The 26,966-nt window shown below is 39.3% G+C and carries 27 protein-coding genes and 1 pseudogene; 24 read left to right on the top strand and 4 right to left on the bottom strand.

Going from position 1 to position 26,966, the window contains the following annotated elements:
• The first annotated feature begins 16 nt into the window (after nucleotides 1-16).
• The 8 genes from queG to KO561_RS05075 all read left to right on the top strand — a co-directional run bounded on the left by queG (nucleotide 17) and on the right by KO561_RS05075 (nucleotide 8,575).
• Nucleotides 17-1,153 carry a tRNA epoxyqueuosine(34) reductase QueG gene (gene queG / locus KO561_RS05040; protein ID WP_231096045.1) on the top strand — a complete coding sequence of 379 codons (1,137 nt, stop codon included), beginning with the start codon at nucleotides 17-19 and terminating at the stop codon, nucleotides 1,151-1,153.
• 101 nt (nucleotides 1,154-1,254) lie between these two features.
• Complete coding sequence (locus KO561_RS05045; RefSeq protein ID WP_231096046.1) at nucleotides 1,255-2,118, top strand: amidase domain-containing protein; 864 nt, start codon at nucleotides 1,255-1,257, stop codon at nucleotides 2,116-2,118.
• A gap of 304 nt (nucleotides 2,119-2,422) precedes the next feature.
• The gene (locus KO561_RS05050; protein WP_231096047.1) at nucleotides 2,423-2,896 is read left to right on the top strand and encodes a tRNA (cytidine(34)-2'-O)-methyltransferase; all 474 of its coding nucleotides are present in this window, start codon (nucleotides 2,423-2,425) and stop codon (nucleotides 2,894-2,896) included.
• A 365-nt stretch (nucleotides 2,897-3,261) separates the two neighbouring features.
• The gene (locus tag KO561_RS05055) at nucleotides 3,262-5,157 is read left to right on the top strand and encodes a PrkA family serine protein kinase (protein WP_231096048.1); all 1,896 of its coding nucleotides are present in this window, start codon (nucleotides 3,262-3,264) and stop codon (nucleotides 5,155-5,157) included.
• Between the two features lie 133 nt (nucleotides 5,158-5,290).
• Nucleotides 5,291-5,878: a copper resistance CopC family protein gene (locus KO561_RS05060; RefSeq protein ID WP_231096049.1), complete on the top strand. Its 588-nt coding sequence runs from the start codon at nucleotides 5,291-5,293 to the stop codon at nucleotides 5,876-5,878.
• 2 nt (nucleotides 5,879-5,880) lie between these two features.
• Nucleotides 5,881-7,023, top strand: coding sequence for a copper resistance D family protein (locus KO561_RS05065; RefSeq protein ID WP_231096050.1), 1,143 nt, complete (start codon nucleotides 5,881-5,883; stop codon nucleotides 7,021-7,023).
• Between the two features lie 179 nt (nucleotides 7,024-7,202).
• Entirely contained in the window at nucleotides 7,203-7,982 is a 780-nt protein-coding gene (gene fabI / locus KO561_RS05070; protein ID WP_231096051.1) for an enoyl-ACP reductase FabI, read from the top strand.
• Nucleotides 7,983-8,143: 161 nt separating this feature from the next.
• The gene (locus KO561_RS05075) at nucleotides 8,144-8,575 is read left to right on the top strand and encodes a hypothetical protein (protein WP_231096052.1); all 432 of its coding nucleotides are present in this window, start codon (nucleotides 8,144-8,146) and stop codon (nucleotides 8,573-8,575) included.
• 69 nt (nucleotides 8,576-8,644) lie between these two features.
• Here the strand turns inward: KO561_RS05075 and KO561_RS05080 are convergent, their stop codons facing one another.
• Entirely contained in the window at nucleotides 8,645-9,472 is an 828-nt protein-coding gene (locus tag KO561_RS05080; protein WP_231096053.1) for an undecaprenyl-diphosphate phosphatase, read from the bottom strand.
• 146 nt (nucleotides 9,473-9,618) lie between these two features.
• On the opposite strand from KO561_RS05080, the gene KO561_RS05085 reads away from it, so the two are divergent.
• The 3 genes from KO561_RS05085 (at nucleotide 9,619) to odhB (ending at nucleotide 14,617) form a co-directional block, all read left to right on the top strand.
• Nucleotides 9,619-10,236, top strand: coding sequence for a DedA family protein (locus KO561_RS05085; protein WP_231096054.1), 618 nt, complete (start codon nucleotides 9,619-9,621; stop codon nucleotides 10,234-10,236).
• A 326-nt stretch (nucleotides 10,237-10,562) separates the two neighbouring features.
• A complete protein-coding gene (locus KO561_RS05090) occupies nucleotides 10,563-13,358 on the top strand; it encodes a 2-oxoglutarate dehydrogenase E1 component (protein ID WP_231097042.1) in 2,796 nt (931 codons plus the stop codon).
• On the top strand, nucleotides 13,355-14,617 hold the full coding sequence (gene odhB, locus KO561_RS05095) for a 2-oxoglutarate dehydrogenase complex dihydrolipoyllysine-residue succinyltransferase (protein ID WP_231096055.1): 1,263 nt from the start codon (nucleotides 13,355-13,357) through the stop codon (nucleotides 14,615-14,617). Before KO561_RS05090 ends, odhB begins: the two co-directional genes overlap by 4 nt.
• 78 nt (nucleotides 14,618-14,695) lie before the next feature.
• On the opposite strand, the gene KO561_RS05100 is transcribed toward odhB, so the two are convergent.
• Nucleotides 14,696-16,417: an SgrR family transcriptional regulator gene (locus tag KO561_RS05100; protein ID WP_231096056.1), complete on the bottom strand. Its 1,722-nt coding sequence runs from the start codon at nucleotides 16,415-16,417 to the stop codon at nucleotides 14,696-14,698.
• Between the two features lie 100 nt (nucleotides 16,418-16,517).
• Between KO561_RS05100 and KO561_RS05105 the strand changes: the two genes are divergently transcribed.
• Nucleotides 16,518-17,786, top strand: a complete 1,269-nt coding sequence (locus KO561_RS05105; protein ID WP_231096057.1) for an MDR family MFS transporter — start codon at nucleotides 16,518-16,520, stop codon at nucleotides 17,784-17,786.
• A gap of 121 nt (nucleotides 17,787-17,907) precedes the next feature.
• Nucleotides 17,908-18,993: pseudogene (gene yhbH / locus KO561_RS05110) on the top strand (sporulation protein YhbH); the annotation flags it as partial.
• Here the strand turns inward: yhbH and KO561_RS05115 are convergent.
• Together KO561_RS05115 and KO561_RS05120 are read right to left on the bottom strand one after the other, a co-directional pair.
• Nucleotides 18,984-20,531 carry a recombinase family protein gene (locus KO561_RS05115; RefSeq protein WP_231096058.1) on the bottom strand — a complete coding sequence of 516 codons (1,548 nt, stop codon included), beginning with the start codon at nucleotides 20,529-20,531 and terminating at the stop codon, nucleotides 18,984-18,986. The pseudogene yhbH and the gene KO561_RS05115 overlap by 10 nt on opposite strands.
• Before the next feature lie 73 nt (nucleotides 20,532-20,604).
• Nucleotides 20,605-21,588 (bottom strand): LexA family protein, encoded by a 984-nt coding sequence (locus tag KO561_RS05120; RefSeq protein ID WP_231096059.1) that lies wholly within the window; start codon nucleotides 21,586-21,588, stop codon nucleotides 20,605-20,607.
• A gap of 175 nt (nucleotides 21,589-21,763) precedes the next feature.
• On the opposite strand from KO561_RS05120, the gene KO561_RS05125 reads away from it, so the two are divergent.
• The 11 genes from KO561_RS05125 (at nucleotide 21,764) to KO561_RS05175 (ending at nucleotide 26,825) form a co-directional block, all read left to right on the top strand.
• On the top strand, nucleotides 21,764-22,039 hold the full coding sequence (locus tag KO561_RS05125; RefSeq protein ID WP_231096060.1) for an XRE family transcriptional regulator: 276 nt from the start codon (nucleotides 21,764-21,766) through the stop codon (nucleotides 22,037-22,039).
• 13 nt (nucleotides 22,040-22,052) lie between these two features.
• The gene (locus tag KO561_RS05130) at nucleotides 22,053-22,289 is read left to right on the top strand and encodes a hypothetical protein (protein ID WP_231096061.1); all 237 of its coding nucleotides are present in this window, start codon (nucleotides 22,053-22,055) and stop codon (nucleotides 22,287-22,289) included.
• 67 nt (nucleotides 22,290-22,356) lie between these two features.
• Nucleotides 22,357-22,638: a helix-turn-helix domain-containing protein gene (locus tag KO561_RS05135; RefSeq protein ID WP_408004841.1), complete on the top strand. Its 282-nt coding sequence runs from the start codon at nucleotides 22,357-22,359 to the stop codon at nucleotides 22,636-22,638.
• Nucleotides 22,639-22,654: 16 nt separating this feature from the next.
• Nucleotides 22,655-22,930 carry a hypothetical protein gene (locus tag KO561_RS05140; protein WP_231096063.1) on the top strand — a complete coding sequence of 92 codons (276 nt, stop codon included), beginning with the start codon at nucleotides 22,655-22,657 and terminating at the stop codon, nucleotides 22,928-22,930.
• Between the two features lie 97 nt (nucleotides 22,931-23,027).
• A complete protein-coding gene (locus KO561_RS05145) occupies nucleotides 23,028-23,297 on the top strand; it encodes a hypothetical protein (RefSeq protein WP_231096064.1) in 270 nt (89 codons plus the stop codon).
• 1 nt (nucleotide 23,298) lies between these two features.
• A complete protein-coding gene (locus KO561_RS05150; RefSeq protein ID WP_231096065.1) occupies nucleotides 23,299-23,502 on the top strand; it encodes a hypothetical protein in 204 nt (67 codons plus the stop codon).
• A 300-nt stretch (nucleotides 23,503-23,802) separates the two neighbouring features.
• Nucleotides 23,803-23,946 carry a hypothetical protein gene (locus KO561_RS05155; protein ID WP_231096066.1) on the top strand — a complete coding sequence of 48 codons (144 nt, stop codon included), beginning with the start codon at nucleotides 23,803-23,805 and terminating at the stop codon, nucleotides 23,944-23,946.
• Between the two features lie 181 nt (nucleotides 23,947-24,127).
• Entirely contained in the window at nucleotides 24,128-24,292 is a 165-nt protein-coding gene (locus KO561_RS05160) for a hypothetical protein (RefSeq protein WP_231096067.1), read from the top strand.
• Nucleotides 24,293-25,051 carry a phage antirepressor KilAC domain-containing protein gene (locus KO561_RS05165; protein WP_231096068.1) on the top strand — a complete coding sequence of 253 codons (759 nt, stop codon included), beginning with the start codon at nucleotides 24,293-24,295 and terminating at the stop codon, nucleotides 25,049-25,051.
• Between the two features lie 21 nt (nucleotides 25,052-25,072).
• On the top strand, nucleotides 25,073-25,996 hold the full coding sequence (locus tag KO561_RS05170) for a phage replisome organizer N-terminal domain-containing protein (RefSeq protein ID WP_231096069.1): 924 nt from the start codon (nucleotides 25,073-25,075) through the stop codon (nucleotides 25,994-25,996).
• Nucleotides 25,881-26,825 (top strand): ATP-binding protein, encoded by a 945-nt coding sequence (locus tag KO561_RS05175; protein ID WP_331000830.1) that lies wholly within the window; start codon nucleotides 25,881-25,883, stop codon nucleotides 26,823-26,825. The genes KO561_RS05170 and KO561_RS05175 overlap by 116 nt, the downstream gene beginning before the upstream one ends.
• Nucleotides 26,826-26,966: the final 141 nt, after the last annotated feature.

The following is a 26,966-nucleotide window of genomic DNA, read 5'->3' on the forward strand; positions in this document are numbered from 1 at the left end:
AGAGAGGAGGGAAGGCATGTCCTATCATGATTTAAAAGAAGAAATCATCGCTTATAGCAAATCCATCGGTATTGATAAAATAGGTTTTGCTTCCGTGGATGTGTTTACGGAGTTAAAAGAACGACTTAAGAGGCAGCAGGAACTCGGCTACCAGTCTGGTTTCGAAAAAGGAAGTAACGAAGAGCGTACGGAACCTACCCGTCTTTTGCCAGAAGCACAATCCATCATTGCAATAGCCCTTGCCTATCCCTCCCGAATGAAAAACGCTCCGAAAAGTGTGAAGGGTGATCGACGTGGTTTGTTTTGCCGCGCATCGTGGGGCCGTGATTATCATGACGTGTTACGCGATAAACTTTCCCAACTTGCTGCTTTTTTAGAAGAAAAAGTTCCCGGCTTCCATCATAAAATAATGGTCGATACTGGAGAGCTTTCTGATCGTGCGGTAGCAGAACGAGCAGGTATTGGATTTAGTGGGAAAAACACAATGATCATAACCCCTGAGTTTGGGTCCTACGTGTACCTTGGGGAAATGGTTACGAATATTCCATTACCACCTGACGAACCTGTAGAGGATAGCTGTGGAACGTGTACGAAGTGTCTAGATGCTTGTCCAACAGGAGCTTTAGTGAATGGTGGGCAATTAAATGCCCAGAAATGTATTGCCTTTCTAACACAGACAAAAGACTTTTTACCGGATGAGTATCGCAGTAAAATCGGAAACCGTTTGTATGGCTGCGATACCTGTCAGCTTGTCTGTCCGAAAAATCATAAAAAGGACTTCCATCTACATGTGGAAATGGAACCGGATCCGGAAATTGTGAAGCCAAGATTGCTCCCACTTCTTAAACTTTCTAACCGGGAGTTTAATGAAAGGTATGGCGAGATATCTGGTTCTTGGCGTGGCAAGAAACCGATACAGCGCAACGCAATTATTGCACTCGCGCACTATAAAGAAGAAGGCGCAGTGGAAGAATTGATTCGAGTGATGAACGAAGACCCGCGTCCAGTAATTCGGGGAACTGCTGCTTGGGCGCTCGGGAAAATTGGAACGGAGCAAGCATTCCAAGCTATAGTGAAAGCTAAGGAAAAAGAAAAAGAGGAACAGGTTCTAGAAGAAATGGACAAAGGACTTCGGTTCGAGGTAGGGACCTGATAATATTGAAAGTACCAGTGAATCTAGCAGGTTCACTGGTACTTTTTGTTCTATCTCTTATCGTTCTCACATACGTTGATAAATGGAGGAGTGAGGCGAAAATGAAAAAGAGTGAACAAATAGAAAAATATTGGACGGAACAAATCAATGGTTATCGCGCGCTAGATGAGCAGAATTGGGTAACGAAAAAAATTCAGTTACATGAACAACGAGGAAATGAAGTGGCACGTGTTACGGGAAACGGGAATTTGTTTCGACTATTGGACGGGGATGGAGAGGAAACTAGCCTTCAATACCAGCTTCATGTTACTTTTTTGATTCGAAACGGCGATGCCTTTTACCATGAGGAACAACAAGCTACTCATCAAGCTCTTTTTTATAAAGATCAGCTTGTTGAGGACCGTGTGGTAGCAGAACCAACCGAGGAAGAAGCTCCTGCTATCGAACCGTTTGAGTCTTCAGAAATGCGGAATAACGAACGTTTCGTCTATGATCGTAGAGCTGCGGTTCAATATGCCGAACGTTGGTGGGATGATTATAATCCCGACTACAAAAATTTTGATGTCGATTGTACGAATTATATTTCCCAGTGTTTGCATGCTGGTGGCGCCCCAATGCGTGGAATGCCGAATCGATCAGAAGGCTGGTGGTTCTCCGGAGATAACTGGAGTTTCAGCTGGGCAGTAGCCCATTCCTTTCGTTGGTACTTATCTGGTTCGAATCAAGGATTGAAGGGCAAAGAACTAGAGCGACCAGAAGATCTAATGCTAGGTGATGTGATTTGCTATGACTTTGAAGGAGATGGGCGTTGGAATCATACGACCATCGTCGTAGATAAGGATAGCAGTGGAATGCCTCTTGTCAATGCGCATACAAGCAACAGTCGCCATCGTTATTGGTCTTATGAGGATTCATATGCATGGACAGAGGACTGTCAATATAAGTTTTTTCGAATCGGAGAATGAAGTTGATCGCCGGTATTTAACCCGCGACTGCCGAAAAAAGCAAACAAACGCCGAAAAACCAGGTCAGGTCAAAGCGCCAAAATGCGAAGATAACCGCCGGAATCCGGCATGTGAGCGCCGAAAAAAACCTGAACGCCGAAAAAAGTAAACGAACGCCGGAAAATCAGGTCAAAGCGCCGAAATCCTGGCTGCAAACGCCGGAAAAACTGTACACCAAAGCCTGACCAACCAAAGCCCAGAATACTTCTTCTACCAAAAGATATGCTATACTTATCAAGTTATTAATTGGCTAGAGGTGAAACAAGTGGCAAATCATATTGTATTATTTCAACCAGAAATTCCTGCAAATACAGGTAATATAGCAAGAACGTGCCTAGCAACCGACACATCGCTACATCTCATTCGACCACTCGGTTTTTCTACCGAGGACAAGATGCTGCGAAGAGCAGGGCTGGACTATTGGAAGGATGTTACGATTCATTACTATGATTCTTTAGATGAATTGTATGACACATATCCGGGCGGGGATTTTTATTATATAGAAAACTTCGGTACGAAAGCTTATACGGACTTTGATTTTAGTCCTATCGATAAAGACATGTTCTTCGTTTTTGGGAGAGAAACGAATGGCATCCCACATGCTTTGTTGGAAGGGAAAGAAGATCGCTGTTTACGGATTCATATGAATGATAAGGTACGGTCGTTAAATCTTTCGAACACAGCAGCAATCTTAATATATGAGGTCTTAAGACAACAAGGTTTTCCTGGCTTAAAATAAAAACGTCAGCAAAAAATAAGCTGACGTTTTTTCATGTATTATTTTTTCGAAATATCCTTTGTATCGTAACCAGCTGCGAAAATGGCGATTAAAAATACAGCACTAACACCTAGTAATAATGCAATTCCCATTGTCATTGGTGTATCCTCCTTTATCTTCGTCCCTACATATTTCTAGTATGTAATAATGTCTATGCTCATTATACCGAATCTGCCCATTTTTGTGAACTCATTCCGTCTGTTTATTCATCATTCCCCCGTTTTTTACATAGATTATACTACTTATCTTTTTACTTTACAGGACTGCATGGATAAACAGCAAAGCATTCCTAGAGCTTGGAAGACATTTTATAGGAGGTATCCCTATTGGATATTCTAAGGAAAGTACAGGGTGTTCGTGAGGAACAGGAAAAACTTCAGTGGGAAGGAACGTTGGTGGACTACCTCGAGCTATTGAAGGAGAAGCCATACTTGGCTCAGACTGCTCATTCGCGTGTGTATAATATGATCAAGCAAAAAGGAATCGAAGAAGTAGATGGTAAGAAAACATATAAATTTTTCGGCGATGAGCTGTTTGGTCTAGAGGATGCTTTAGAAAAATTGGTGGAAGAATATTTTCACCCAGCAGCTAGAAGGTTAGATGTACGTAAACGAATTTTATTGTTAATGGGACCTGTTAGTGGAGGGAAGTCCACGCTCGTATCGCTGTTAAAACGAGGTCTAGAAGAATTCACATATACCGATGAAGGCGCGGTGTACGCGATCAAAGGATGCCCAATGGCGGAGGATCCCCTACACTTAATTCCACAGCACCTACGTAAGGATTTTGAAGAAGAGTTCGGTATTCGGATTGAAGGGAACCTATCCCCACTTAACAGAATGCGCTTGGAAGAGGAGTATGAAGGGAAAATTGAAGATGTTCGTGTTGAGCGTATCTTTTTCTCGGAGGATAAACGGACGGGAATTGGCACATTTAGTCCATCTGACCCGAAGTCACAAGATATTGCGGATCTTACTGGTTCCATTGATTTCTCTACGATTGCCGAATATGGATCAGAATCAGATCCCAGAGCTTATCGATTTGATGGAGAGTTGAACAAAGCGAATCGGGGTCTCATGGAGTTTCAAGAAATGCTTAAATGTGATGAAAAATTCCTCTGGCATTTGCTGTCTTTGACCCAGGAAGGGAACTTTAAAGCAGGGAGATTTGCCTTGATATCTGCGGATGAATTAGTTGTAGCCCATACCAATGAAACGGAATATCGTTCTTTCATTTCCAACAAGAAAAACGAAGCCCTCCACTCCCGGATGATTGTCATGCCGGTACCTTACAATTTGAAAATCAGCCAAGAAGAGAAAATTTATGAAAAGATGATAAATGAAAGTGACATCGGTCATGTGCATATTGCTCCACATACTCTTCGTGTGGCAGCTATGTTTACTATTTTAACAAGGTTGAAGGAATCAGATAAAGCGAACATCAGTCTTTTAAAGAAAATGTATTTGTATGATGGGCAAAATGTCGAAGGCTTTAGCGATGCCGATTTACAGGAAATGAAAAAGGAGTTTTCAGATGAAGGGATGTCCGGTATTGACCCTAGATATGTCATTAACCGAATTTCATCTACTATCATTAAACGGGAAATGACTTCCATCAATGCACTGGATGTCCTTCGGTCTTTAAAAGACGGATTGGACAGTCACGCTTCTATTTCTAAGGAAGAAAAAGAGAAATATTTGGACTTCATCTCCATTGCCCGAAAAGAATACGATGAGATGGCGAAAAAAGAAGTCCAAAAAGCATTCGTTTATTCCTATGAAGAATCTGCAAAAACATTGATGGATAATTACTTGGATAATGTCGAGGCATTCTGCAATAAATCAAAACTTACGGATCCATTGACGGGAGAAGAAATGCACCCCGATGAAAAGCTAATGCGTTCCATTGAAGAACAAATTGGAATTTCGGAAAACGCGAAGAAAGCATTCCGAGAAGAAATTCTGATTCGAATTTCAGCTTACGCACGGAAAGGAAAAAAGTTCGACTATCAATCCCACGAACGGCTCCGCGAAGCGATTCAAAAGAAATTGTTTGCGGATCTCAAAGATGTGGTTAAGATCACAACGTCTACGAAAACCCCAGATGAGCAGCAACTGAAGAAGATGAATGAAGTGGTAGCGACGTTAGTAGATGAGTATGGATATAATTCTACCTCAGCCAATGAGTTACTTCGATATGTTGGTAGCTTGTTAAATCGCTAAATAGCCCGGGCCTCCTGATTCAGTTCAGGAGGCTCTTTTATTGCTTTATGTTCACAAACTGTACATTGTATTCTCAAAAGATAGAACCTATAATGATTGGTAGTTTGTTAGAGATTATGAGGAGTGATTATAGATGAAAAAAGTCGTCACAGCGCTTGTCCTTTTCTTTTTACTAGTTCCAACAGTACAAGCTCATTCTGTATTAGTAGAGTCCAACCCTGCGGAAGGGGCAACTATTCAAGAGGAGTTAACGGAAGTTGCGCTTACGTTTAACACGAAAGTGGAAGAAGGAAGTACGTTTACGTTAGTAAGCACAGATGGTCAGGAACAAGTTCCAACTGAAATAGTAGTTAGTGATAGCACATTAACTGGTACATATGATACGCCAATTCCAAACGGAGAATATACCGTGCAATATAATGTGATCGGAGCTGATGGTCATCCTATTGAAGGGTCGTATTCCTTCTCGGTCGCTGTAGAAGCAAGCGAGCCTGAAGCAGAGGAGCCAACAGAATCGCCTGAAGAAGAAACGACAGAGGAAGAATCTGTACAAGATGAACCTAAGGAAAAAACAGCCGATGTAGAAGAACAAACAGCTTCTGATTCAGAAGAGTCTACAGAGGAATCCACTAATTGGCTTCCAATCGTGGCAATTGCTATCGTTATAGTCGCGTTATTCGTTATACTATGGACTAGCAGAAGAAAATCGAAGGGAAGATAATCGTGGAGTCGTTTACGAATAGTATGGTCATTTTGACGGAAGTTCTCTTGTATGTGAGTTTTGCCATTCTAATGGGGAGCCTTATATTGATGTTACTACCTGCCACTAGTAAGCCTCCAGTGTGGACATCTAAAGGGATTTTAATGGGTAGTACCTTGCTTATACCGATTTTATCTTTATTTCCTATTTTAGAATTAACGTCTATCTTAGGAGAAGGAATTGGATTTATGCCGGTTTTCACTAACATCTTAAGCTCCTTTGAAGTCGGGAAAGCCTGGACCTATACACTTATTCTGTCGGTTGTGCTTTTGGTTTTATTTGTCACAGTTGATGTGAAAAAGAATAAAACTGGGAATATTTTAGCAATAGGATTTACTGTTTTGCTCGTATTAGCGACTGGTTATGCCGGACATGCTTCTTCGATTACAGACTGGAGTGGGTTTTTCGCACATTCCTTTCACTTTTTAGCTGTAGTTGTTTGGAGCGGTGTCGTTTTAGTCGCATCCTGGTTTTCTCGTCAGTCAGAAGGGGAGCAATGGAAGAAGTTTGTAAGTTGGTTTACCCCATTAGCTATTGTGTGTTTAGTCGTTCTTATCATTGCTGGATTTTTTACAATGAAGATTGATATTAATTCTTATGATGATGTGACAGCGCCTTGGTACCAAGAATATCGGGATAGCTTACTTGTAAATTATGGACAGTCCTTATTGATTAAGCATTTATTGTTCGTACCGCTGTTGGTGTTTGCTTTTATCAACGCTTTTATCATTAAACGCCGAGTGTCGGACTCGGGCTATAATCCGATAAAGTGGCTAAGAGCAGAGAGTGTGTTTATTTTATTCGTTTTAATTGCCACTGCCTTTATGGGAAACGACTATCCGCCTCATCAAATTAATACTTTGATCCAAACATCTGGAGCATCTCCGTTGTTTAATCTGTTCCATACTCAAACGGTGCAAGCGCCTGTTCAAGTTGGCTTGCAATTCGAGCTTGTTCAGTATGTTTTGTTTGGACTAGCAGCTGTTTCTGCAATCATGATGATTCGGTTAGCTAGAAAAGAAACGAAGCCTACCTTATCGTTTGTTCTAGGAATCTTGTTTGTGATTTCCACCTATATTGCAGTGATCACAGGACTATCCGCATAATGAAACAACCTTCTAAGCAGTTCAGTTTGGGGAGTACAAAAGACAACTTGTACTTCTTAATTGAACTGCTTTTTATATGAGGATTATGCAAGTTGAACAAAACGGTATAATGAAGTATCTTGATAGTAGATAATAGCACCAGATATAATTTTAAACAATGATCACCTTAGGAGGTTAACATGGAAGATTTACTTCAACTAAAGGGAAAAAATATTGTCATAATGGGTGTTGCTAATGAACGAAGCCTAGCTTGGGGTGTGGCAAAATCTCTACATAAAGCTGGCGCCAATCTTATTTTTACGTATCGACTAGAACGTTCACTAGGAAAATTAAATAAGCTATTAAAGGAAAATGACTATTCTGCTAAGTTAATCGTGCAATGTGATGTTAACAATGACGAAAGCATAGAAAATGCCTTTCAAGAAATCGGTAAAAGTGTCGGAACCATACATGGAATTGTACACTCTGTTGCTTTTGCTCATTCAGAAGATTTAAAAGGGAATTTTGTAGATACTACGAGATCTGGGTACGCATTTGCCCAAGATACGAGTGCATACTCTCTAATAGCTGTAGCAAGGGAAGCGAAACCATATATGACAGAAGGTGGCTCCATCGTTACCATGAGTTATCTTGGAGCAGAACGTGCTGTCACGGGCTACAATGTGATGGGGGTAGCAAAAGCAGCACTTGAGTCATCCGTAAAATACCTCGCATTGGATTTAGGGAAAGAGAACATTCGTATAAATGCCATTTCCGCTGGTGCCATTCGCACACTTGCTGCTAAAGGAGTTGGGTCCTTTAATGAAATACTTCATAAGATTGAAGAAACGTCTCCTTTAAAAAGAAATGTAACACAAGAAGAGGTAGGCGATATGACATTGGCCATGCTAAGTGAGCTTTCTAGAGGTGTAACAGGGGAAATTGTTTATGTGGATTCAGGCTATAATATAATTGGATAGTCTTTCTTCAATAAAGGTGTGTGAATCCAAGGAGGATTTACGCACCTTTATGTTTGTTAAAAGCTTGGTTATAGGTTAACGTCCATTCTTGGAAGTACAAGTTGAGGAACAAATGCCTTATACATACGATATAGGAGTCAAAAAAAAGGGAGTGTTATCTTATGTATTCGGGTTATTACAGGCAAAGTCCATATGGATACGGTAATTATTCTTATTCGACTGGTAATGCGAATGATGAAAGACTATTTTTTCCATGGTTTCCTTCACCAGGAGGAGGCCCCCTAGGACCACCTAGTTCTCCACCTCCAGTTGGTCCACCAGGTCAAGAGCCGCAGGCAGGACCTCCAGTTGGACCACCACCATCTTTTGTCCCTCAACAAACGCAGCAAGTAGGAACCTATGCGGTTGACCCAGGTGGTATTCAAGGATGTCTATATCGATTCACTTATGTTTGGCTAAATAGGTTTCAGCAATTCTGGTATTATCCAACATTTGTCGGCCGAAATTCCGTTGCTGGTTATCGGTGGAATGGATTCAGGTGGGTCTATTTTGGAATAGATTTAGATCGGATTGAATCTTATACTTGTGTTTAAAACAAGAAAGGTATCATTTCTGTTGGTACGAAATGATACCTTTCTATATTTTTTATTAAATCAAGTTATCTACATAATAATGAGCCAAATAACAACGGCAAGGACGATTCGGTAAATCGCAAATGGTACGAGCTTTACCTTGTTAATTAGCTTTAGGAAAAATCGAATGGCAAGTAATGCGAAGATAAACGCACTGATAAAACCAACGACGAAGAACGGGATGACATCCACGGTAAAGTACTGCCAGTTCTTATATAGGGAAAGCATACTTGCACCTAGCATGATTGGAACAGCCATAATAAACGTGAAATCAGAGGATGCTCTATGATTGAGTCCTACAAGTACCCCGCCTGAAATCGTCGATCCGGATCGAGAGAAGCCAGGCCATAATGCAAGACATTGAAATAGTCCCATAAGAAACGCTTGCTTTAGGGAGATGTTTTCAACCGCTTCTACTTGTGGATGCTTTGGACGGAAATAGTCGGCCGCAATCATTAGAAAAGCCCCGATTACGAGACCAATCAGAACGGTTTCTACCGAAAATAGATGCTCGTCAATGAAATCTTCAAACAACACACCCAGTATCCCTGCCGGTAGAATCCCGACGAATAATTGAATGATAGACAATCTGGAGGAAGCAGGTTGCTTCTGTTTCGTTAAGAATCTTTCCAAGCCAAGCATGTTAATAAATTTATCCTTAAAAACGAACACGACTGCTAGAATGGAACCAAGTTGGATGACAACTTTAAAAGTGTTCGCTACTTCTTGACTGTATAGCTCTTTCGACTGAAATAAAATATCATCAAAAATAATCATGTGACCTGTAGAAGATACTGGTGCAAATTCGGTAAGGCCTTCCACAACGCCTAATACAAACGCTACAAATAATTCCCACATAAATTATGGTTCTCCTTTTTGTTCAATTCTTGCGTGACTATGAAAGATTGTACTACCTTTTGACTAAAATAACTATAGGAAATGAGTTTTAGTTATGGAAAAGGTATAATACGAACGTAAAGCAATGAGAGATGAGGGATTATACTTTGGAAACTTGGGTTACCGAGATTATTAGAGAGTATGGCTATATAGGCGTATTTTTAACAATGGTTCTGGAAAATGTGTTTCCACCCATTCCATCCGAAATTGTATTGCCATTCAGCGGGTTTATGACGACGAAGACGAATTTAAGTCCAATCCTTATGATTATCGTCGCTTCACTAGGCTCCATCACAGGAGCTGTTATTTTGTATTGGATTGGATCCAAGCTGAACGTTGAACGATTAGAAGGAATAGTAGAAAGATGGGGCCATATCCTTCGGCTAAAAAAGGAAGATGTCCGAAAAGCAGATGCCTGGTTTGACCGATATGGCATTTGGACGGTACTGTTTTGTCGAATTGTTCCCCTAATTCGAAGTCTGATTTCGATTCCTGCAGGGATGTCAGGTATGCCTTTTTCTTTGTTTTTATTATTTACGACGATAGGGACACTCGTCTGGAATACGATTCTCATTTTAATCGGGGTGAATTTGGGTTCTGCTTGGCCAACCATTGTCGGATATATGGATCTTTATTCCAACTTCATTTATGTCCTACTCGTTTTATTAGCGATTTTGGCGCTGTTTTGGTACCTAAAACTAGTGAAAAAACGGAAAAATTCATGATTTCATCATTTAGAGGTTAACTGTTTGTGATGTAGGGTAGATTACTTTAGAATAGGTATCGATTAGTACGAAAAAATACTTCAGCAACAGCATTTAGTTATATAGAACTGTACTTCAAGAATGAGTAGTATATTGCAGCAAATTCCTTCAAAAGAAGAGTCAATTCTTGTTGTTTACCTTTTGGAAATAGGGTATATTAGTTGATGTAGAAATAAGACAGTTCTATAATAATGAATGTTGGAGAAAGCGAACTTCTAATGGGGGTATAAGACGTGACACAGAAAGAATCTAGTGAGAGATTCTGGGGAAATTTTCATGGTCCAAACATGGGGTATGTAGAAGAACAATACGATCTGTACAGAGAAAATCCAGATGCGGTCGATTCATCTTTAAAAGAGATCTTCGACCAATACGGAGAACCTGTATGGCTCAGCAATTCCGGACAAGGAGTACAATCTGTTCCAACACAACAAAATGATCAGGATATGAAAAAGGTGACCTCGGCAATCAAACTTGTGGAGGCTATTCGTCGTTATGGTCATTTGGAAGCAGATATTTATCCGGTTGGGAAAGAAAAGAATCGTAAGTCTGAACTAGTACATGAGGAAACGTACGGTTTGTCGAAAATGGATTTGGAAGCGATTCCTGCAAGTTGGGTATGGGATCACAACTTATCTTCAGTGAGAACGGCTTGGGATGTTGTTTCGACTTTAAGAAAACAATACGCAGGTACGATTTCCTTTGAATATGATCATGTAAACAATGATGAAGAAAGAAAATGGTTACAGGATCACATTGAGTTTGGTACCTACCACTTGGCACTTACGGAGGAAGAAAAAAAACAACTGCTACAACAGATTGTTGATGTAGAAGGGTTTGAGAATTTCTTAGCCAAAACCTTCGTTGCTCAGAAACGTTTTTCCATTGAGGGACTAGAAGTGATGGTTCCGATGTTAGATAAAATCGTTCAAAACTCTTTTTATGATGAAACCGAAGAAATTTTAATGGGTATGGCACACCGTGGACGTTTAAGCGTGTTATCCCACATTTTAGGTAAACCATTTGATAAGATTTTCTCTGAGTTCCACTCAGCGGATAAGGAATTAATTCCTTCTTCGGGTTCAAGAGGAATCACGTATGGTTGGACGGGGGATGTGAAGTATCACTTTGGTGCAGAGCGAAAAGCAGGGGAAGAGAAACCGTCTCCGACTCGAATTACACTTGCTCATAACCCATCCCACCTTGAATTTGTTAATCCAGTAGTGGAAGGTTCTACGAGAGCTGCTCAGGATTTCCGATTCCAACCGGGAGCACCCATTCAAAACAAAAATAAAGCAATCAGCATCTCTATACATGGGGACGCCGCCTTTATTGGAGAAGGTGTTGTAGCCGAAACCCTAAATTTAAGTAGTTTACCAGCCTATCAAACAGGCGGTACGATTCACTTGATTGCGAACAACTTAGTAGGATTCACAACAGGTCAAGAGCAAGGAAGATCGACGAGATATGCGAGTGATCTTGCAAAAGGATTTGAAATTCCGATTATTCATGTGAATGCGGATGATCCAGAAGCTTGTATTGCTGCGGTTCAACTAGCTTATCAATACCGTAAAGTATTTAACAAAGACATTTTAATCGATTTAGTTGGTTACCGTAGATATGGACACAATGAAATGGATGAACCGCGTTCCACACAACCGCACTTATATCAAGATATTGATAATCATCAAACGGTTACGTCGATTTATGGCGGAAAGCTACAAGAAGAAGGGGCCATTCAAGAAGGAAGCCTCAACGAAATGAAAGAAGCAGTAGAGAAGAAGTTAAAGGATATTTATAACGCGATGAAAGAAGATCGTCCAGTTGATCCAGAGGCTGAACCAGTACCCGATGCTTTAATGATTGATTTGGATGAGATTGAGACAGCCGTTCCCGAAGAAGTTTTACGTAAGCTAAATCAAGACTTATTGAAGCGTCCAGAAGGATTTAATGGCTTCAAGAAAGTTGAAAAAATCCTTGAGCGTCGTGCGAAAGTGCTTGATGAAGGAAATAAAGCGGACTGGGGTGCAGGGGAAGCACTAGCTTATGCTTCTATTTTGAAAGATGGCATTCCAATTCGTCTAACTGGTCAAGATACCGAGCGTGGAACGTTTGCGCATCGCCACCTTGTTTTACATGATGTGAAAACAGGTGAAAAGTATTGCCCAATGCATGGATTAGAGGATGGAAAAGCAACGTTCGATATTAACAACAGCCCATTATCAGAAGCTGCTGTGCTTGGATTTGAGTATGGGTATAGTGTGCAAGCACCGAAAACGTTAGTGCTTTGGGAAGGGCAATTTGGGGACTTCGCCAATGCGGGTCAAGTTCTCATTGACCAATTCATTGCATCTGGTCGTGCGAAGTGGGGCGAGAAATCTAATATGGTTATGCTTCTTCCACATGGCTATGAAGGCCAAGGACCAGAGCACTCCAGTGCACGATTGGAGCGTTTCTTAACATTAGCTGCGGAAAACAATTTGATTGTGGCTAATGTGACATCTAGTGCCCAATATTTCCACTTGATTCGTCGTCAAGCTGCTTTAGTAGATAGTGATTCTGCAAGACCTCTTGTTATCATGTCACCGAAGAGCTTGTTGCGTAACCCAAGTGTAGCATCTGAGGCGAAGCAATTTAGTGAAGGTAAATTCCAACCGTTAATGACACAATCAGGATTACCGAAAACAACGAAGAAGGCGAAGCGTCTCGTAATCGGTAGTGGGAAAATCATGGTTGATATTCAAGAAACGATGGAAAAATCGGGTGAAAAATACGAGGACCTTCATGTTGCTCGGGTTGAACAAATTTACCCATTCCCGTTGAACGAAATTGAAAAAACATTAAAAGGTTTACCGAATGTCGAGGAAGTAGTTTGGGTTCAAGAGGAACCGAAAAACATGGGTAGCTGGAACTTTGTAAAAGAACCATTATTCCGTTTGTTAAATGGGGAAAAAGAACTGAAGTATGTAGGTCGATGTGAACGTTCCGCTCCTGCAGTTGGAGATCCTAACATTCACAAAACAGAACAAAATCGGATTGTTAAAGAAGCTATAGAGCTGTCTAAAGGAGGAGATTCCAAGTGAAGGAAATTAAAGTCCCAGAGTTAGCAGAATCTATTACAGAAGGTACGATCTCACAATGGTTAGTCAAACAAGGCGATAAAGTCGAGAAGGGCGATCCGGTGTTAGAGTTAGAGACAGACAAAGTAAACATCGAGGTTAATTCTGACTACTCTGGTGTCGTAGCAGAGCTTTTAAAAGAAGAAGGCGATGATGTAGAAGTTGGGGACGTTATTGCGAAAGTAGATGAAAATGGGGAAGCTGGTGGTGCACCTTCAAATAGTGGTGCTGAAGAGAAACAAGAGGCGAAACAACCAGAAGTAAAAGAAGAACCTAAAGCATCCGAAACATCTCAAGAAATTACAGAAGATACTTCTTCCTCAGATAGAAAAGAGGTAGTGGCTTCTCCTGCTGCGCGAAAACGTGCAAGAGAGCTTGGTATTGATCTAAGCACGGTTCAAGCAAAAGACCCATTAGGTCGTATTCGTCCAGAAGATGTAGATGCTACGGCTAGAGGCGGTCAAAAGCAAGAACAACCGAAAAAACAAGAAGCGAAAACTGATGAAAAGACAGAGTTTGATAAGCCAGTAGAGCGCGTGAAAATGTCTCGTCGCCGTCAAACGATTGCCAATCGTTTAGTGGAAGCACAACACAATGCTGCGATGCTTACAACCTTTAATGAAGTTGACATGACTTCTGTTATGAAACTTAGAGCAGAACGTAAAGATAAATTCCTAGAAAAACATGATGTGAAATTAGGATTTATGTCTTTCTTTACAAAAGCAGTAGTTGCAGCTTTAAAAGACTTCCCACTAATTAATGCAGAAATCCAAGGCAATGAACTAGTGCTTAAGAAATTCTACGATATCGGCATTGCCGTATCAACAGATGATGGTCTCGTGGTACCAGTCGTTCGCGACGCAGACCGTTTAGATTTCGCTGGAGTAGAAAGAGAAATTGCTACACTCGGAAAGAAAGCTCGTAACAAAGAGCTTCAGTTAGCAGATCTTCAAGGTGGTTCATTCACGATAACAAACGGAGGAATCTTTGGATCATTACTATCTACACCAATCATCAATGCACCACAGGTTGGTATTTTAGGGATGCATTCGATTCAAAAACGTCCTGTCGTTATGCCGGATGATAGCATTGAAGTACGTCCAATGATGTACATCGCATTGTCCTATGACCACAGAATTGTAGACGGGAAAGAAGCGGTACAATTCCTCGTACGCATTAAACAACTTCTAGAAGATCCATATGATCTGTTACTAGAAGGATAATCTTACTATAAATAAGGCACACCCAGATGGGTGTGCCTTTGTTTTACTATCTTTTAATCAAACGTTTGTTCAAACTCTTTACACAATCCATAAACGCTTGAAATCCACCTGTCCATACGATTCCAAGTGGATGCTTTGGATCATCGGGTGAAAGATTCGGTTTTTAATCGGGTGCTGCAAGAAGAGTATTAGGTTCTCTTTTTTGATATAGGCTTCTATTTGTTCCATGATTTCTTCACGCTTTAGCTTGTCTTCTTCTTTTTTGAATCGTTCTAAATGTTGATCGATGTTAGCAACCTGATCGTTTCGAAAAAAGCGGCGAAATATCAATACATCATTGTAAAAGGCTCCTAAAAAGGATAGGTGGTAATCCAGTGTAGAAACTTCCCCCATTAAGAGTAAATCTGCCTCGTTATCGAACGAAAATTGATAGAAATCTTGTAAATTAAAATGATGAGCAGATATGTTTATTCCAAATTGTGCAGCGTGTTTTTGTAGCCATATCGCTTCTTCTTTGGCGTTAGGGTAATCGAGAGAATATAGTTTTAAGGTTTGCCCCTGGTAGCCAGATTCCTTAAGCAGTCCATCGATTTTATGCGTATCCCGTTGTCTTGGTTTGGACTTCCAAGGGAAAAAACTGCTAGCCTCTAATACCTCTTCGCGCCCTAGTTCCTTCTGAACCTGCCGAACATCCATCAGGTGATAAATAGCCTTACGGAACGCTGGATGATGTACAATTGTTTGCTTGTTGAAATTAAAGGCTAAAAAGCGAAATCCTACCTCTACTTCTCGTTTATGAATCCCTTCTTGAATGTCTTCCCCTGTTTGAATGTTATACGAAACGGTTTGAGCAGTTTCAGACGGTATTTTCCAAAATTCCACTCGATCTAAGAACGGCCTTTCAAAGAAATAGGAATCAAAGGCTTCTAAAACGATTCGTTTTTTGTTTCGTTCTTTTAGCTGAAAGGCTCCTGTTCCGATCCACTGTGTATCATCAAATGGAACATCCTTTGGCAATATGGACAGGTTGGACGATGATAGATAACGTAAGAAAAAAGGGTTTGATTCCTGTAGACTAAAACGAATAATATGTGGACTAATACATTCCATTTCCTTAATATCTTTTACCTTCCAGTAGTAAGGGGAGCTTTTCGTGAATCGGCGTAACGTATATGCAACATCTTCACTTGTCATTAATCCTTGATGATGAAAACGAACCCCTTTTCGCAAATAGAAGGTCCATTCATCAAAGGTGTCATTCACACGCCAGTGGTGAGCGAGATGTGGGATGATTTTGTCTGTCTTTTGGTCATAGTTAACCAGTGAATCACCAAGTTGTTTGATCATATGATTTTCAAATGTAATCGAGCTGTGAACAGGGTCTAAGGTGCTTAAATCTCTGGAAATGATGGTACGCAAGATGTCTTTATGCTGATTGGTTGCTTGAATTCCGAATAGTGTTCGAATATCTTTAGATACGTTGGTGACCCAAGCCTTCGGAATCGGAAGCTGTAGCAATTGAATTAATTCTTCTGGCTTTTGCTGTTCCATACACCATCTAGCGAACGTTCTTATTTCTTCACGGAAAGGTTGATTAAAAATAAGGGTAGAAGCATTTCCTCTTCCTTTACCAGGTATGTACGCACACTTTTCTTGTTCAACGAGTTGATGTAGCTTTCGTTTAACATTTCGTTTTGTGCAAAACCATACGTCTTCTAATTCTTCGAGCTTAAAGGAGACCGTGAGCTCTTTTTCTCGAACTAATAAATGAGCACGCATCGCAAAATAAGATAAGTCCATTTGTTTCACTCTCCATAAAAGGGGACATAATTGATTTAATTATACCCTTTTTACCCCCTTTTGAAAGAGGCAAAATAAAAATTGGAAGGGGGAAGCCGTTATGTTTAAACAATTACATCCGAATATTCGCGTTCGTATTTACACTTCTTTCTTGAGTAGGATCATTGGATCCATGATTTTCCCGTTTATGGCGATTTATTTCACCAAAGAAATAAACGCGACTGTTGCCGGTATTTTGTTATTAATCAACGTAATCGTTCAATTTCTAGCAGGGTTGTATGGCGGATTTTTAGCCGATTTGCTAGGACGTAAAAAGTTAATGGTGATCGGAGAATCAATGAAACTAATAGCTTTCTTTGGAATGCTACTTGTGAACTCTCCACTTATGACATCTGCCATCGCTACATACGTGATGATGCTTATTATCAGTGTTGCCTCTGGTTTTATTAATCCAGCTGCAGATGCAATGTTAATCGATGTGAGTACAAAAGAAACCCGTGCGTTTATGTATTCGGTAAGCTACTGGGCCAATAACTTATCCATGATGGTAGGACTGATTGTCGGAGGCTGGTTTTTTGAAACGCATTTCTTTGAACTTTTAATTGGTCTTGTTGTCATGAATATCTTGACCCTTTGGATTACAATCAAACTAATTGAAGAGACCTATCAAGTGAAGGAAACGATTCAGAAAAAAGAGTATGGGCTTGTCCCATTGTTTAAAAGCTATCAAGCTGTGATTAAGGACATTCCGTTTATTTTATTCACTTTAGGCGGTATTGCCATTTTGTCCCTAGAATTTCAACGTAGTAATTATATTTCCGTTCGATTAGAGCAGGATTTTATCCCTAAGGTATTTGATTACTTTAGCACCTATTCGTTCTCTATCGATGGGATAAAGCTAGCTAGTTTATTAACAGTAGTCAATACGCTTATGATTGTGTTATTCACTGCTGCTGTTTCCAAAGGCATTCAAGAAAAAGCAGAACAACCGATTATGTATGTAGGATTTGTCCTTTTTGGTGTCGGATTTGCTATCATGGCCTTTTCTAACAATCTAGTGATTCTAGTCCTAGCGTCCGTGATTCTTTCCTTAGGCGAGTTACTTTACGTTCCAACTAGACAATCGATTCTTGCCGATATTGTAGACGATTCAAAAAGGGGTGCGTATATGGCATTCAGTGGATTCGTGTTCCAAATTGGAAAAATGATCGGAGCGATATGTATTATCATAGGGGAAGCGATTGGCGGATTAAGTATGGCAGGGCTTTACATGGTGTTCACCGTACTAGGTATCGTGCTTTGCCGTGTTTCTTTACAAAGAAGAAGCAAAGGCACTTCATCTGTAGGGAAGAAACCAGTAAGGGCTTAATTATTTTAAAGGGGAGTAGAAATGCTCCCCTTATTTCTATTCCCCGTCCAATTTTTCGAAATCTTTAATCATATGATTCTCTTCTGCATACACTAAACAAATAGATAAAGGAGGAGAATAAATGGCTGATGATAGGAGCTTTGTAATTTCTGAGGAAGATTGGTCCCTCCACAGAAAGGGATTTGATGATCAGAAGCGGCATCAAGACAAAGTTCAAGATATATTACAAAGAAAGCTACCAGACTTAGTGAGTGAGGAAAATATCATCATGTCACGTGGAAAGGACGTTGTCCGAATTCCGATTCGATCCTTAGATGAATACAAAATACGCTATAGCCAGGAAAAGAATAAACACGCTGGGCAAGGTGATGGAGACAGCCAAGTAGGCGATGTCGTCGCAAAGGATGGAAGGAAAGCACCAGGTGCAGGAAAAGGTGAAAAAGCTGGCGATCAACCTGGTCAAGACTATTATGAAGCGGAAGTATCTTTTGAGGAGTTAGAGGAAGCATTTTTTGCAGAATTAGAGCTTCCAAACTTACAAGAAAAAGAGAAAGATAATATTGTCATAACGAATTATGAGTTCCGTGATATAAGAAAGACTGGTTTAGTCGGAAATATAGATAAGAAAAGGACGATGTTAGAGGCGTATAAACGAAACGTGTTAGAAGGGAACAAAAGCTTTTATCCTATTTATCCAGACGACCTTCGGTTTAAAACATGGGAAGACATTGAAAAGCCAGAATCTAAAGCTGTCGTCCTAGCAATGATGGACACGAGTGGCTCCATGGGACTTTGGGAAAAGTATATGGCTCGAAGCTTTTTTTTCTGGATGACTCGCTTTTTGCGTACGAAGTATGAAAAAGTAGAAATAGAATTTATTGCGCACCATACAGAAGCTAGGGTTGTAGATGAAGAGTCTTTCTTTACGAAAGGCGAAAGTGGTGGAACAATTTGCTCCTCTGTTTATCGAAAAGCTCTGGAACTCATTGATGAAAAATACTCTCCAAGTCAATATAACATCTACCCATTCCACTTTTCAGATGGAGATAACCTAACCTCTGACAACCCAAGGTGCTTTCCATTAATCGAAGAATTGATTAAGTATTCTAGCATGATGGGTTACGGGGAGGTCAATCAATATAATTATAAACCCTATACACGAAGTAAAACCGTTGATACCATTAAGGTTCAACGGTTTTATATTTTAGGATAAAGCTGAATTTGGAACTGATCTTGCTTATTCCAATCCTTTTTTCGCAAATAAGTGGCCTTCTCTAGTATGGACTTTAAAAGACGATTTTTCTTTTCAATATCATCTGTTTGATGATAAGCATCAAGTACTTTTTTTACCTTTGGAACGAACTCATGTACATTTTTTCTTTTGAGGGACTCATTATGAATATCTCTTTTTAAAGCATCGACTTCATCTTGTATTTTTTTAATGCGTTCAACGATAACCTGTTGTCTCTCTACAAAAGTGTCTATATCGTAAACACCGCGCTCAAGTAGATCATGGAGATTATTTTTTTGAGTATTTAATTCATCTATTTCTTTTTCCTTTTTATTAATAGCTCTTTCTTTTAAAGAGATATCAGACTCTTGAAATTCAGTCTTAGGTTCTTCTTTTATTTCGAACTGATTTATATATTCCTCAAGACTTTCTAGTATTCTTTTCTCTACTAACTTTAACAAGGAACCTTTTTGAACTCCTTTACAAGATGGTTGAGCGCATCTAAGTAAGCTGTTTGGTCTATCCTTCCTTGGTTGATTCCGCATGACATATCCGCAAACATCGCACTTTACAATTCCCGCTAATGGGTTTGATAATTTTTTGGTTACCACTGTAGAAGGTCTAAATCTACCAGAGTGCGCTGTGTTTGCTGCATCCCACAATTCTTGTGAAACTATTGGTTCATGTGCGTTTCTATGAATGACCCATTCTGATTCAGGCACTTTTTTTCGATTATACCTACCGTTCTTTTTCTGGTATCTGACTTTACCCCAAATCATGTGACCTAGATACACTTCGTTCCTAATAATTGCTGTAATAGTAGTAGAAGACCAGTTATTATTCTTAGTTGGTGGCGATACCCCCAACTTATCTAGTTCTGCAGAAACAGCTTTTCTACCATGTCCTTCTTTCATCATTTGGAACATCTTCTTTACTGCCCATGCTGTATCCGGGTCTGGATAAAGTTTTAGATGTTCATCTCGCAGGTATCCGTATGGTGGTTTCTTAGAGATCGATTTCCCCTCGGAAACAGAGTTCCTTCTTCCATTTTGAAGTCGCCTTGTGATTGCTTTTAACTCTTGTCTAGCGACTAATGACTTTACCCCAAATACTAGTTCCCAAGATTCATCCTCTGGATCGTAATATTCGGTAGGAGTAATTATTTTTGTTCCTGAATATCGGAACGCTCTATCCAGTAACCCTTGATCTAGCATGTCTCCGCGTCCTAATCTATCCAGGTCCACAACCAGAACAGCTTCTATAAGTCCAGCTTCAACCCTTCGTAATAAATTTTGAATCTTAGGCCTTTCGGATATAAATTCTCCAGAAACAACTTCATCATGAATTTCTTGTATATTGTGATTTTCTTTTTTTGCAACGGATAGCAGCTGCTTTCGATGTCGAGATAAAGTATCATACTCACGACCTTCTTTCGCTGCTTTCTTTTCTTCTTCAATGTCTAGTCGGCTTTTTCTTAGATAGATATCCAGATTTAACTGTTTAGGTCTATACATTTAATACACCTCATAACAACGTATAAATAACAATACACATAAGTTAAAAAATTAAAGCCCTTTTGATTGGACTTTAAGGTTCAAAAATCACTTGAATTACTTTACCGATTATTCTTGCGTTTTCGTTTTCTAAGATTATAGGCTCATATTTATCATTGGATGGCATCAATATTATCTGTCCACTTTCTAACTTTTTCACTTTTTTTAAAGTGGCTTCATACCCATTTACGTTAACGATTGCAATTTCCCCATTTTCAACCTCGGGTTGAAGATGAACTATCACTCTGTCGCCATCATAAATTCTACTTCCTATCATTGAGTCTCCTTTAACTCTTAACATGAAGAGATTATTCGGATCATATCCCCATGGGTTTTGTATGTCAACATACTCTTCTATGTGTTCATCCGCAAATATGGGCTTTCCAGCTGAGATATAACCTAATAGTGGAACCTTTGTGAAATTATTTATAGGATACATTTCGTTAATAGGAACGTTTGAATCCAATTGTTTTTTTGCTTTCCTTACTCTATCTATTGCCGCATTAACGTCATGAGTTTTTATTTTTGTTTGATTCTTAAATTTATTATTTAAGATGGCTCTTCCCAAATCTGATGATGTCGGAAATAACAGTAGTCGGTTTAGTTCTACAGGGGTCTTTGTTTTTTTGTAAAATTCATCGATGTATTCATCCGGAACATCTTTAAGCATTTCTTCTTTCATAACTTTATAGGTCTTTGGATCATTGATAATTCTTTGAGCAAGTCCTTCATTATAATCCCAATACTCATCGCTATTCACATATTGAAAGATTTGTTTTATATTATCAGGCGCTTTTTCTAAATATGCCACAGTAATTAACTCTTCTGGATCGCCACCAGTAATTTCAGCTATAGCACGGTTTAACTCCTCGCCCGCAGGAGGTATCTTTCCGTTTTGAAGTTTGCTTAAATACCCTTTATCAGTTGAAAACCCTCTTTCTTTTAATAAAAGAGAAATTTTACTTAGGCTAAGCCCAGAAGAAGAAATGAAACTTCTAAGTAATTCGCTGTAGTTCATAGCCTACCTCCTTTCAATCTTCCGTTGTTTTTTTAACTCAACTATTACAAGTTTATCAAAAATAATCACTAAAAACAGTTGACTTTTATAACACAACGTTGTATATTTTAACCAACATATATGTTGTGTTTATTTACACAACGTTGAATATTAATACAACGGAGGTGTTAAATAGGTGTGTTATTCAGATGTATTAAAAAAATCAATATCTCGTTCGAAAATGTCACTAAGTGAAATTTCATTAAGGTTACAGAAGTTAGGCTTAAAAACAAACAAAGCATATTTGAGTAAATTACAAAACGGCAAGATACCTCCTGCTGGAGATAAGCTTAATGATGGATTGGCTCTAATATTAAATTTAGATCCTGTAGAACTTAAGTCTGCAGCATATAGAGAGAAAATCCCTAAAGAAGTTTTAGAAAATCTTTTGAAAGATAAATCCACTGCTTAAGGAGATTTTATTTATGGAAAATCGCAGTGACTTATTAAGCCATAAACCGCATAAGAATAACCCAAGGGGGAATGCGGGCATGGATATTCCAAAGAAAGAACATAAAATCGGCAACACTACCGTGATTATCCACTCTCCATTAGTAGCTATGTCTGAAGGCGACAGAAAACAATGGTTTGAGGAAGAGTGGGAAAAAGGTAACCAAGTACTTCGTGATATAGCAGATGCTGTTCACAATTGTTATCGATAATACATTTTTATCATACTAGCAATCTTTAAATGTTAGTATTCCAATTTGGAATAAGGAGGTGAAAACATTGAGGTACGGGGCAGTATTAAAGGCCTGTCGTACTCGAGCTGGATTAAGTCAGGAAGAACTAGCAGAGAAACTACATATCAATCAGTCAGACGTATCTAAGTATGAGAACGACACGAAAGAGCCTTCGATGTCCATTTTTCAATCCTGGGCTACCAACACACAAGCACAGGAAGTATTGATCGCATTCACATGCGGAATGGACGGATTATCAATTTTACAGAACATGGCACAAATAGTTGGATTAGGCGCTGCATTAATTAGTGGGTTGTTACTTCTTTAATCAATAGGAGGTTTATATGGACCTTAAAAAAGATTTTTTGCCGGAAGATAGGGAGCAGGCTTTTGCTGAATGGGATTGCGCCAACTATTGTACTGAACTTGCAACTGAGTATATGGAAGAAAAGGATTATAAAAAAGCATCCATGTATTTTGAGAACGCCGCACGATCAATGAGAGTCCTGGAAGATTTAAAGCAAGAAAAGCAAAAGGCACCGCTAACATTTATCGTTAGCCAGTACCAAATAGACCAACAGAAGCTTATTGATTTAGTGATAGCGAGGTATAAGCGATGAGTGACCGCGAGTATAGAGTGTTTCATGTGTTGGCGTTTATCGGGATGTTGGTGTTTATGTATTTAGCTTTAACTAATAGTTAGGAGGTTAGGCGGAAATGTCTGTAGACGATCATGCAATAGAACGTTTAAAGGTATGGTTCGAACTTGAATATGACGAATTAAAGGCTGAATGGAAAAGCAACGAATATAGTAAGCTTTCAGATTGTCCATCTTTTAAAAGCACAACTGCATACCGTGAATCTTTGAATGTTTTAATTAAGGCTTGTTATCTTCCTGATTATGTAGATGAATTCAAAATCAGACCTTTAAAGAAAATGATTGATGAAGATCTTTTATGGGAGAATTTTTCAACTAGGAGGGATTAAAGTGTTCGAACAAATGAAAAAATACCTTAAAGAAGCAAAGAGGTTAGGAAAAGAAAAGGAATTTTTAGAATATTTCTATGGGATTATCTCACATGCTTCTGACACATCTAAGAAACATAACGCCCGTTACGACTATGAATCGTTTGATTATTGGGCTAGTGAATCATTAAAAGAAGTTTCAGGACATGTAAAAAGCGTTGAGTAGCCGTCCAAGCAATACTCAACGCACATGTAGGGTTGTTTTTGCAATACACCCTTATTATAGCACAAACAGACAAGCACTTCCAGCTTGTCTTGGTGGGTCAGAACCATCGTCCTCCTTCCAAATCGACGCGCCCCCTCTGACCTACCAAGATGGGCCTTGGAAAAGTTCATCACATCTGCTGCGGAAACGGGTGTCTGGGTGTTGATTCTTTTAATTCAACAGAAAGGAGGAGCACTATTACTCTTGAACACTACTAGGCGAGTCTTGTGGTGAGGCTCGCCAAAGTGAAGGAGGGATAACATGGGTAAACAGCAAGCACTAGAAAGGCTAATATCCATCATTTCAAAGACACTTGTTAGCTTAGATTCTTCACAAGAGAAGAATATTCCATCTACAAAGCAAAAACGAAAATTAAGGTGTGATCCCAATGTGTTACGAAGTTGATTTTTTAATCAAAGAAAAAAACGACTTCACATGCATTCATACAGAGGTTGTCGTGGCTGACAGCGTAACCCAATGTAGGAAAATAGCACAAGAAATCGTTTCGAACCTTCAACATGAGAACGTTCAATTCTTCGTGAAAGATTTTATATAAATATTTTACCACATATAGGAGGGAATTGCATTGCAAGTACCATTCCGAGTCCTATTGCCGAAACGAATTTTTGAACAATCTCGAAACAAAGACGAGATTCTATCAGCTATTAAAGAGTATATGCAGCGTTATCCAAATTATGTCGTGTTAAGGGTAGAAAAACATTTTGCAATTTGTGAGAGGGTGAGAGATTAAATGAATCAACTACAAAAGGTTTTCAACTATGGTAAGGCCGAAGTTCGGACCGTTATCAAAGATGGTGAAGTATGGTTTGTTGCGAAAGATGTGTCTGACATTTTGGAATTCCGTGATGCTTACACAGCAACCAGGAACTTAGATGATGATGAAAAGCTATTACACACTTTAAGCGTATCAGGTCAAAACAGAGAAATAACAATTATTAATGAGCCTGGTCTGTATTCCTTAATTCTTAGAAGTAATAAACCCGAAGCGAAACAGTTTAAGCGGTGGGTAACGCACGAAGTTCTTCCGTTTATTCGGAAGACAGGTCGATTTGAAATGGGACAAGCTTCTTATATCATTGACGACCCTATAAAGCGTGCTGAAAAGTGGATTGAAGAGCAAAAAGAAAGGCTTATGCTTGAACAAAGAGTAAAGGAGTATGAACCAAAAGTGAACTATGTAGATAAGATTCTAGAATCTAAGGACGCCGTCAATGTCACGCAAATTGCAAAAGACTATGACCTATCTGGTAAGAAGTTGAATCAGATCCTACACGAAGAAGGCATTCAATTTAACTCTAACGGACAGTGGCTGCTTTATAGGAAATATCAAGGATTAGGATATACCAAATCTAAAACAACTGAATATCGAAAAAGAGATGGTTCAATGGGTACCAAGTTACATACAAGATGGACACAAAAAGGTCGCCTATTTATCCATGACATCTTGGCTAAAAGAGATATTCTGCCTATATTAGATCGTTCTGCATAGTTCAAGAAAAGAGGTGATTTCGTGAGTGACATCAAGTGGATTAAATTAAGTACTCAAATGTTTGAAGATGAAAAAATTAAACTCATTGAGAAAATGCCTGAAGCAGATACAATCCTAATCATTTGGATTAAATTACTTTCTCAAGCTGGAAAGGTTAACGCGAGCGGATACATTTTCTTAAATGAGCAGATACCTTATACAGACGAAATGCTTGCTACAATATTCAATCGATCCATCGGAACTGTGCGAATGGCACTAAATGTATTTCAGCAATTCGGAATGATTGAAATTGATGAGGAAAATTTTATAAGCATTTCAAACTGGGAAAAACATCAAAACATTGAAGGACTTGAAAGAGTTAGAAAGCTTAATGCAGAGCGCAATAAAAAGTATAGGGAACGGAAGAAACAAAAACAAATCGCTCCTAATGTTAACAGTGACGCTTCCGTGACGTCACATGACGGAACAGAAGTAGAGGTAGATATAGATTTAGAGAAAGAAAAAGATATTACTACTACTGATACGCGCGAAGATAATTCAAAAACTGGTACCGGGACGCCGGAAACCGTTAAGAAAGAAGTAGTACCAGCTGAAATAGCAATTATTGAACGCTATCAACAGTTAAGAGGAATTTTAAATGCAAGTCCTAAGGATCTTGATGCTGCTAAAGAAATTGTCCAGGAAGGAGTTCCACCTGATAAGGCTATTCAATTCTTAGAAGAGAAGTTTAAGGAATTTGAAAAACATAAAAAGCACAATCGAGATAAAATCAACGGATTGAGCTACTGTGTTGGTTATATTCTTGATCGTTTCTACGAGGAGAAAGAAGGTGGCAAACGTGCAACACATAGGAACGGCCATGCAGGAAGTTCTAAAAAGGGCAAAAGCTATGCAGACGCATTACGAGAACTCGAAGCCGACGAGCGAGCATGGCAATCAGTTTGAATGTGAGGATTGTAGGGACACTGGATCCTTAATTGACCGAATATATGATGATGAATATGAACGGGAAAAGGACTTTTTTCGACCTTGCCATTGCCAAGAAACTAGGAATCTGAAAAACAGATTTAAAAATGCGCTTATCCCTAGTGAGTTTGAAAATGCAAGATTCGATAATTATAAGCGAGATACAGAGGTTCAGAGGCTTCTCTTTGATTCTACTCACGATTACCTTAAAGAATTTCAATCTATCGTGAACGTTAAGCCTGAACATAATAGCTTAGGATTTATCGCCGTTTTTGGAGAAAGTAGAATTCGAAATCTAGATGGAGAAGCAAGGGCAGAGGTAAAAATTTCTCATAACAATTTTGGACTTGGAAAGACACATCTTCAAATGGCAGCTGCTAAATGGATAATGAACCGAGTACGTGTAAGAGATGAAATTGCTCTAGGACAAAAATCAAAATATGACCGTGGTTGCCGAGTGCTATGCGTATCTGATGTCTCATTCATGGATGAGCTTACAAATGCTAAACGGATGAATGACGAAGGACTAACACTTTCCAAGCTATTGAATAGTGCTCTAACAGTAGATGTCTTACTTTGGGATGATCTAGGAAAAGCAAAATGGTCTGAGTCGAAAGAGAATTTCTACTACCAAATCATAAACGAACGGTATCGAAATAAAAGACCTATTATTTTTAGTTCCAATGAGGACACAGGCACTCTTAGTGAAAAGATAGGCTATGCAGCATCCAGTCGGTTACTAGGTATGTGTGGTGAAAGATTGTACAAAGTGGAAGGTGCGGATTATCGATTAAGGAAAGGAGCATAACTTATGTGCCAAATATGCCATGGGACAGGGATAATCACACAGGAAATGTACGGTGGTTATAAGTTAAATTCTTGCCCAAACTGTCCTCCTAAGCCAGATAGTTATTTTGAAGAAAGGTACCAAGAGATCCTTGCAAAGTTG

This window comes from Radiobacillus kanasensis (assembly GCF_021049245.1).
In the GTDB taxonomy this organism is placed as follows: domain Bacteria; phylum Bacillota; class Bacilli; order Bacillales; family Amphibacillaceae; genus Radiobacillus; species Radiobacillus kanasensis.

Coding starts and splice junctions, on each gene's coding strand:
- KO561_RS05140 (WP_231096063.1), top strand. CDS start 22,655: ATGGACCTTAAAAAAGATTTTTTGCCGGAAGATAGGGAGCAGGCTTTT.
- fabI (WP_231096051.1), top strand. CDS start 7,203: ATGGAAGATTTACTTCAACTAAAGGGAAAAAATATTGTCATAATGGGT.
- KO561_RS05115 (WP_231096058.1), bottom strand. CDS start 20,531: ATGTATAGACCTAAACAGTTAAATCTGGATATCTATCTAAGAAAAAGC.
- KO561_RS05060 (WP_231096049.1), top strand. CDS start 5,291: ATGAAAAAAGTCGTCACAGCGCTTGTCCTTTTCTTTTTACTAGTTCCA.
- KO561_RS05155 (WP_231096066.1), top strand. CDS start 23,803: ATGGGTAAACAGCAAGCACTAGAAAGGCTAATATCCATCATTTCAAAG.
- queG (WP_231096045.1), top strand. CDS start 17: ATGTCCTATCATGATTTAAAAGAAGAAATCATCGCTTATAGCAAATCC.
- KO561_RS05100 (WP_231096056.1), bottom strand. CDS start 16,417: ATGGACTTATCTTATTTTGCGATGCGTGCTCATTTATTAGTTCGAGAA.
- KO561_RS05105 (WP_231096057.1), top strand. CDS start 16,518: ATGTTTAAACAATTACATCCGAATATTCGCGTTCGTATTTACACTTCT.
- KO561_RS05145 (WP_231096064.1), top strand. CDS start 23,028: ATGTCTGTAGACGATCATGCAATAGAACGTTTAAAGGTATGGTTCGAA.
- KO561_RS05045 (WP_231096046.1), top strand. CDS start 1,255: ATGAAAAAGAGTGAACAAATAGAAAAATATTGGACGGAACAAATCAAT.
- KO561_RS05080 (WP_231096053.1), bottom strand. CDS start 9,472: ATGTGGGAATTATTTGTAGCGTTTGTATTAGGCGTTGTGGAAGGCCTT.
- KO561_RS05090 (WP_231097042.1), top strand. CDS start 10,563: ATGGGGTATGTAGAAGAACAATACGATCTGTACAGAGAAAATCCAGAT.
- KO561_RS05120 (WP_231096059.1), bottom strand. CDS start 21,588: ATGAACTACAGCGAATTACTTAGAAGTTTCATTTCTTCTTCTGGGCTT.
- KO561_RS05130 (WP_231096061.1), top strand. CDS start 22,053: ATGGAAAATCGCAGTGACTTATTAAGCCATAAACCGCATAAGAATAAC.
- KO561_RS05075 (WP_231096052.1), top strand. CDS start 8,144: ATGTATTCGGGTTATTACAGGCAAAGTCCATATGGATACGGTAATTAT.
- KO561_RS05165 (WP_231096068.1), top strand. CDS start 24,293: ATGAATCAACTACAAAAGGTTTTCAACTATGGTAAGGCCGAAGTTCGG.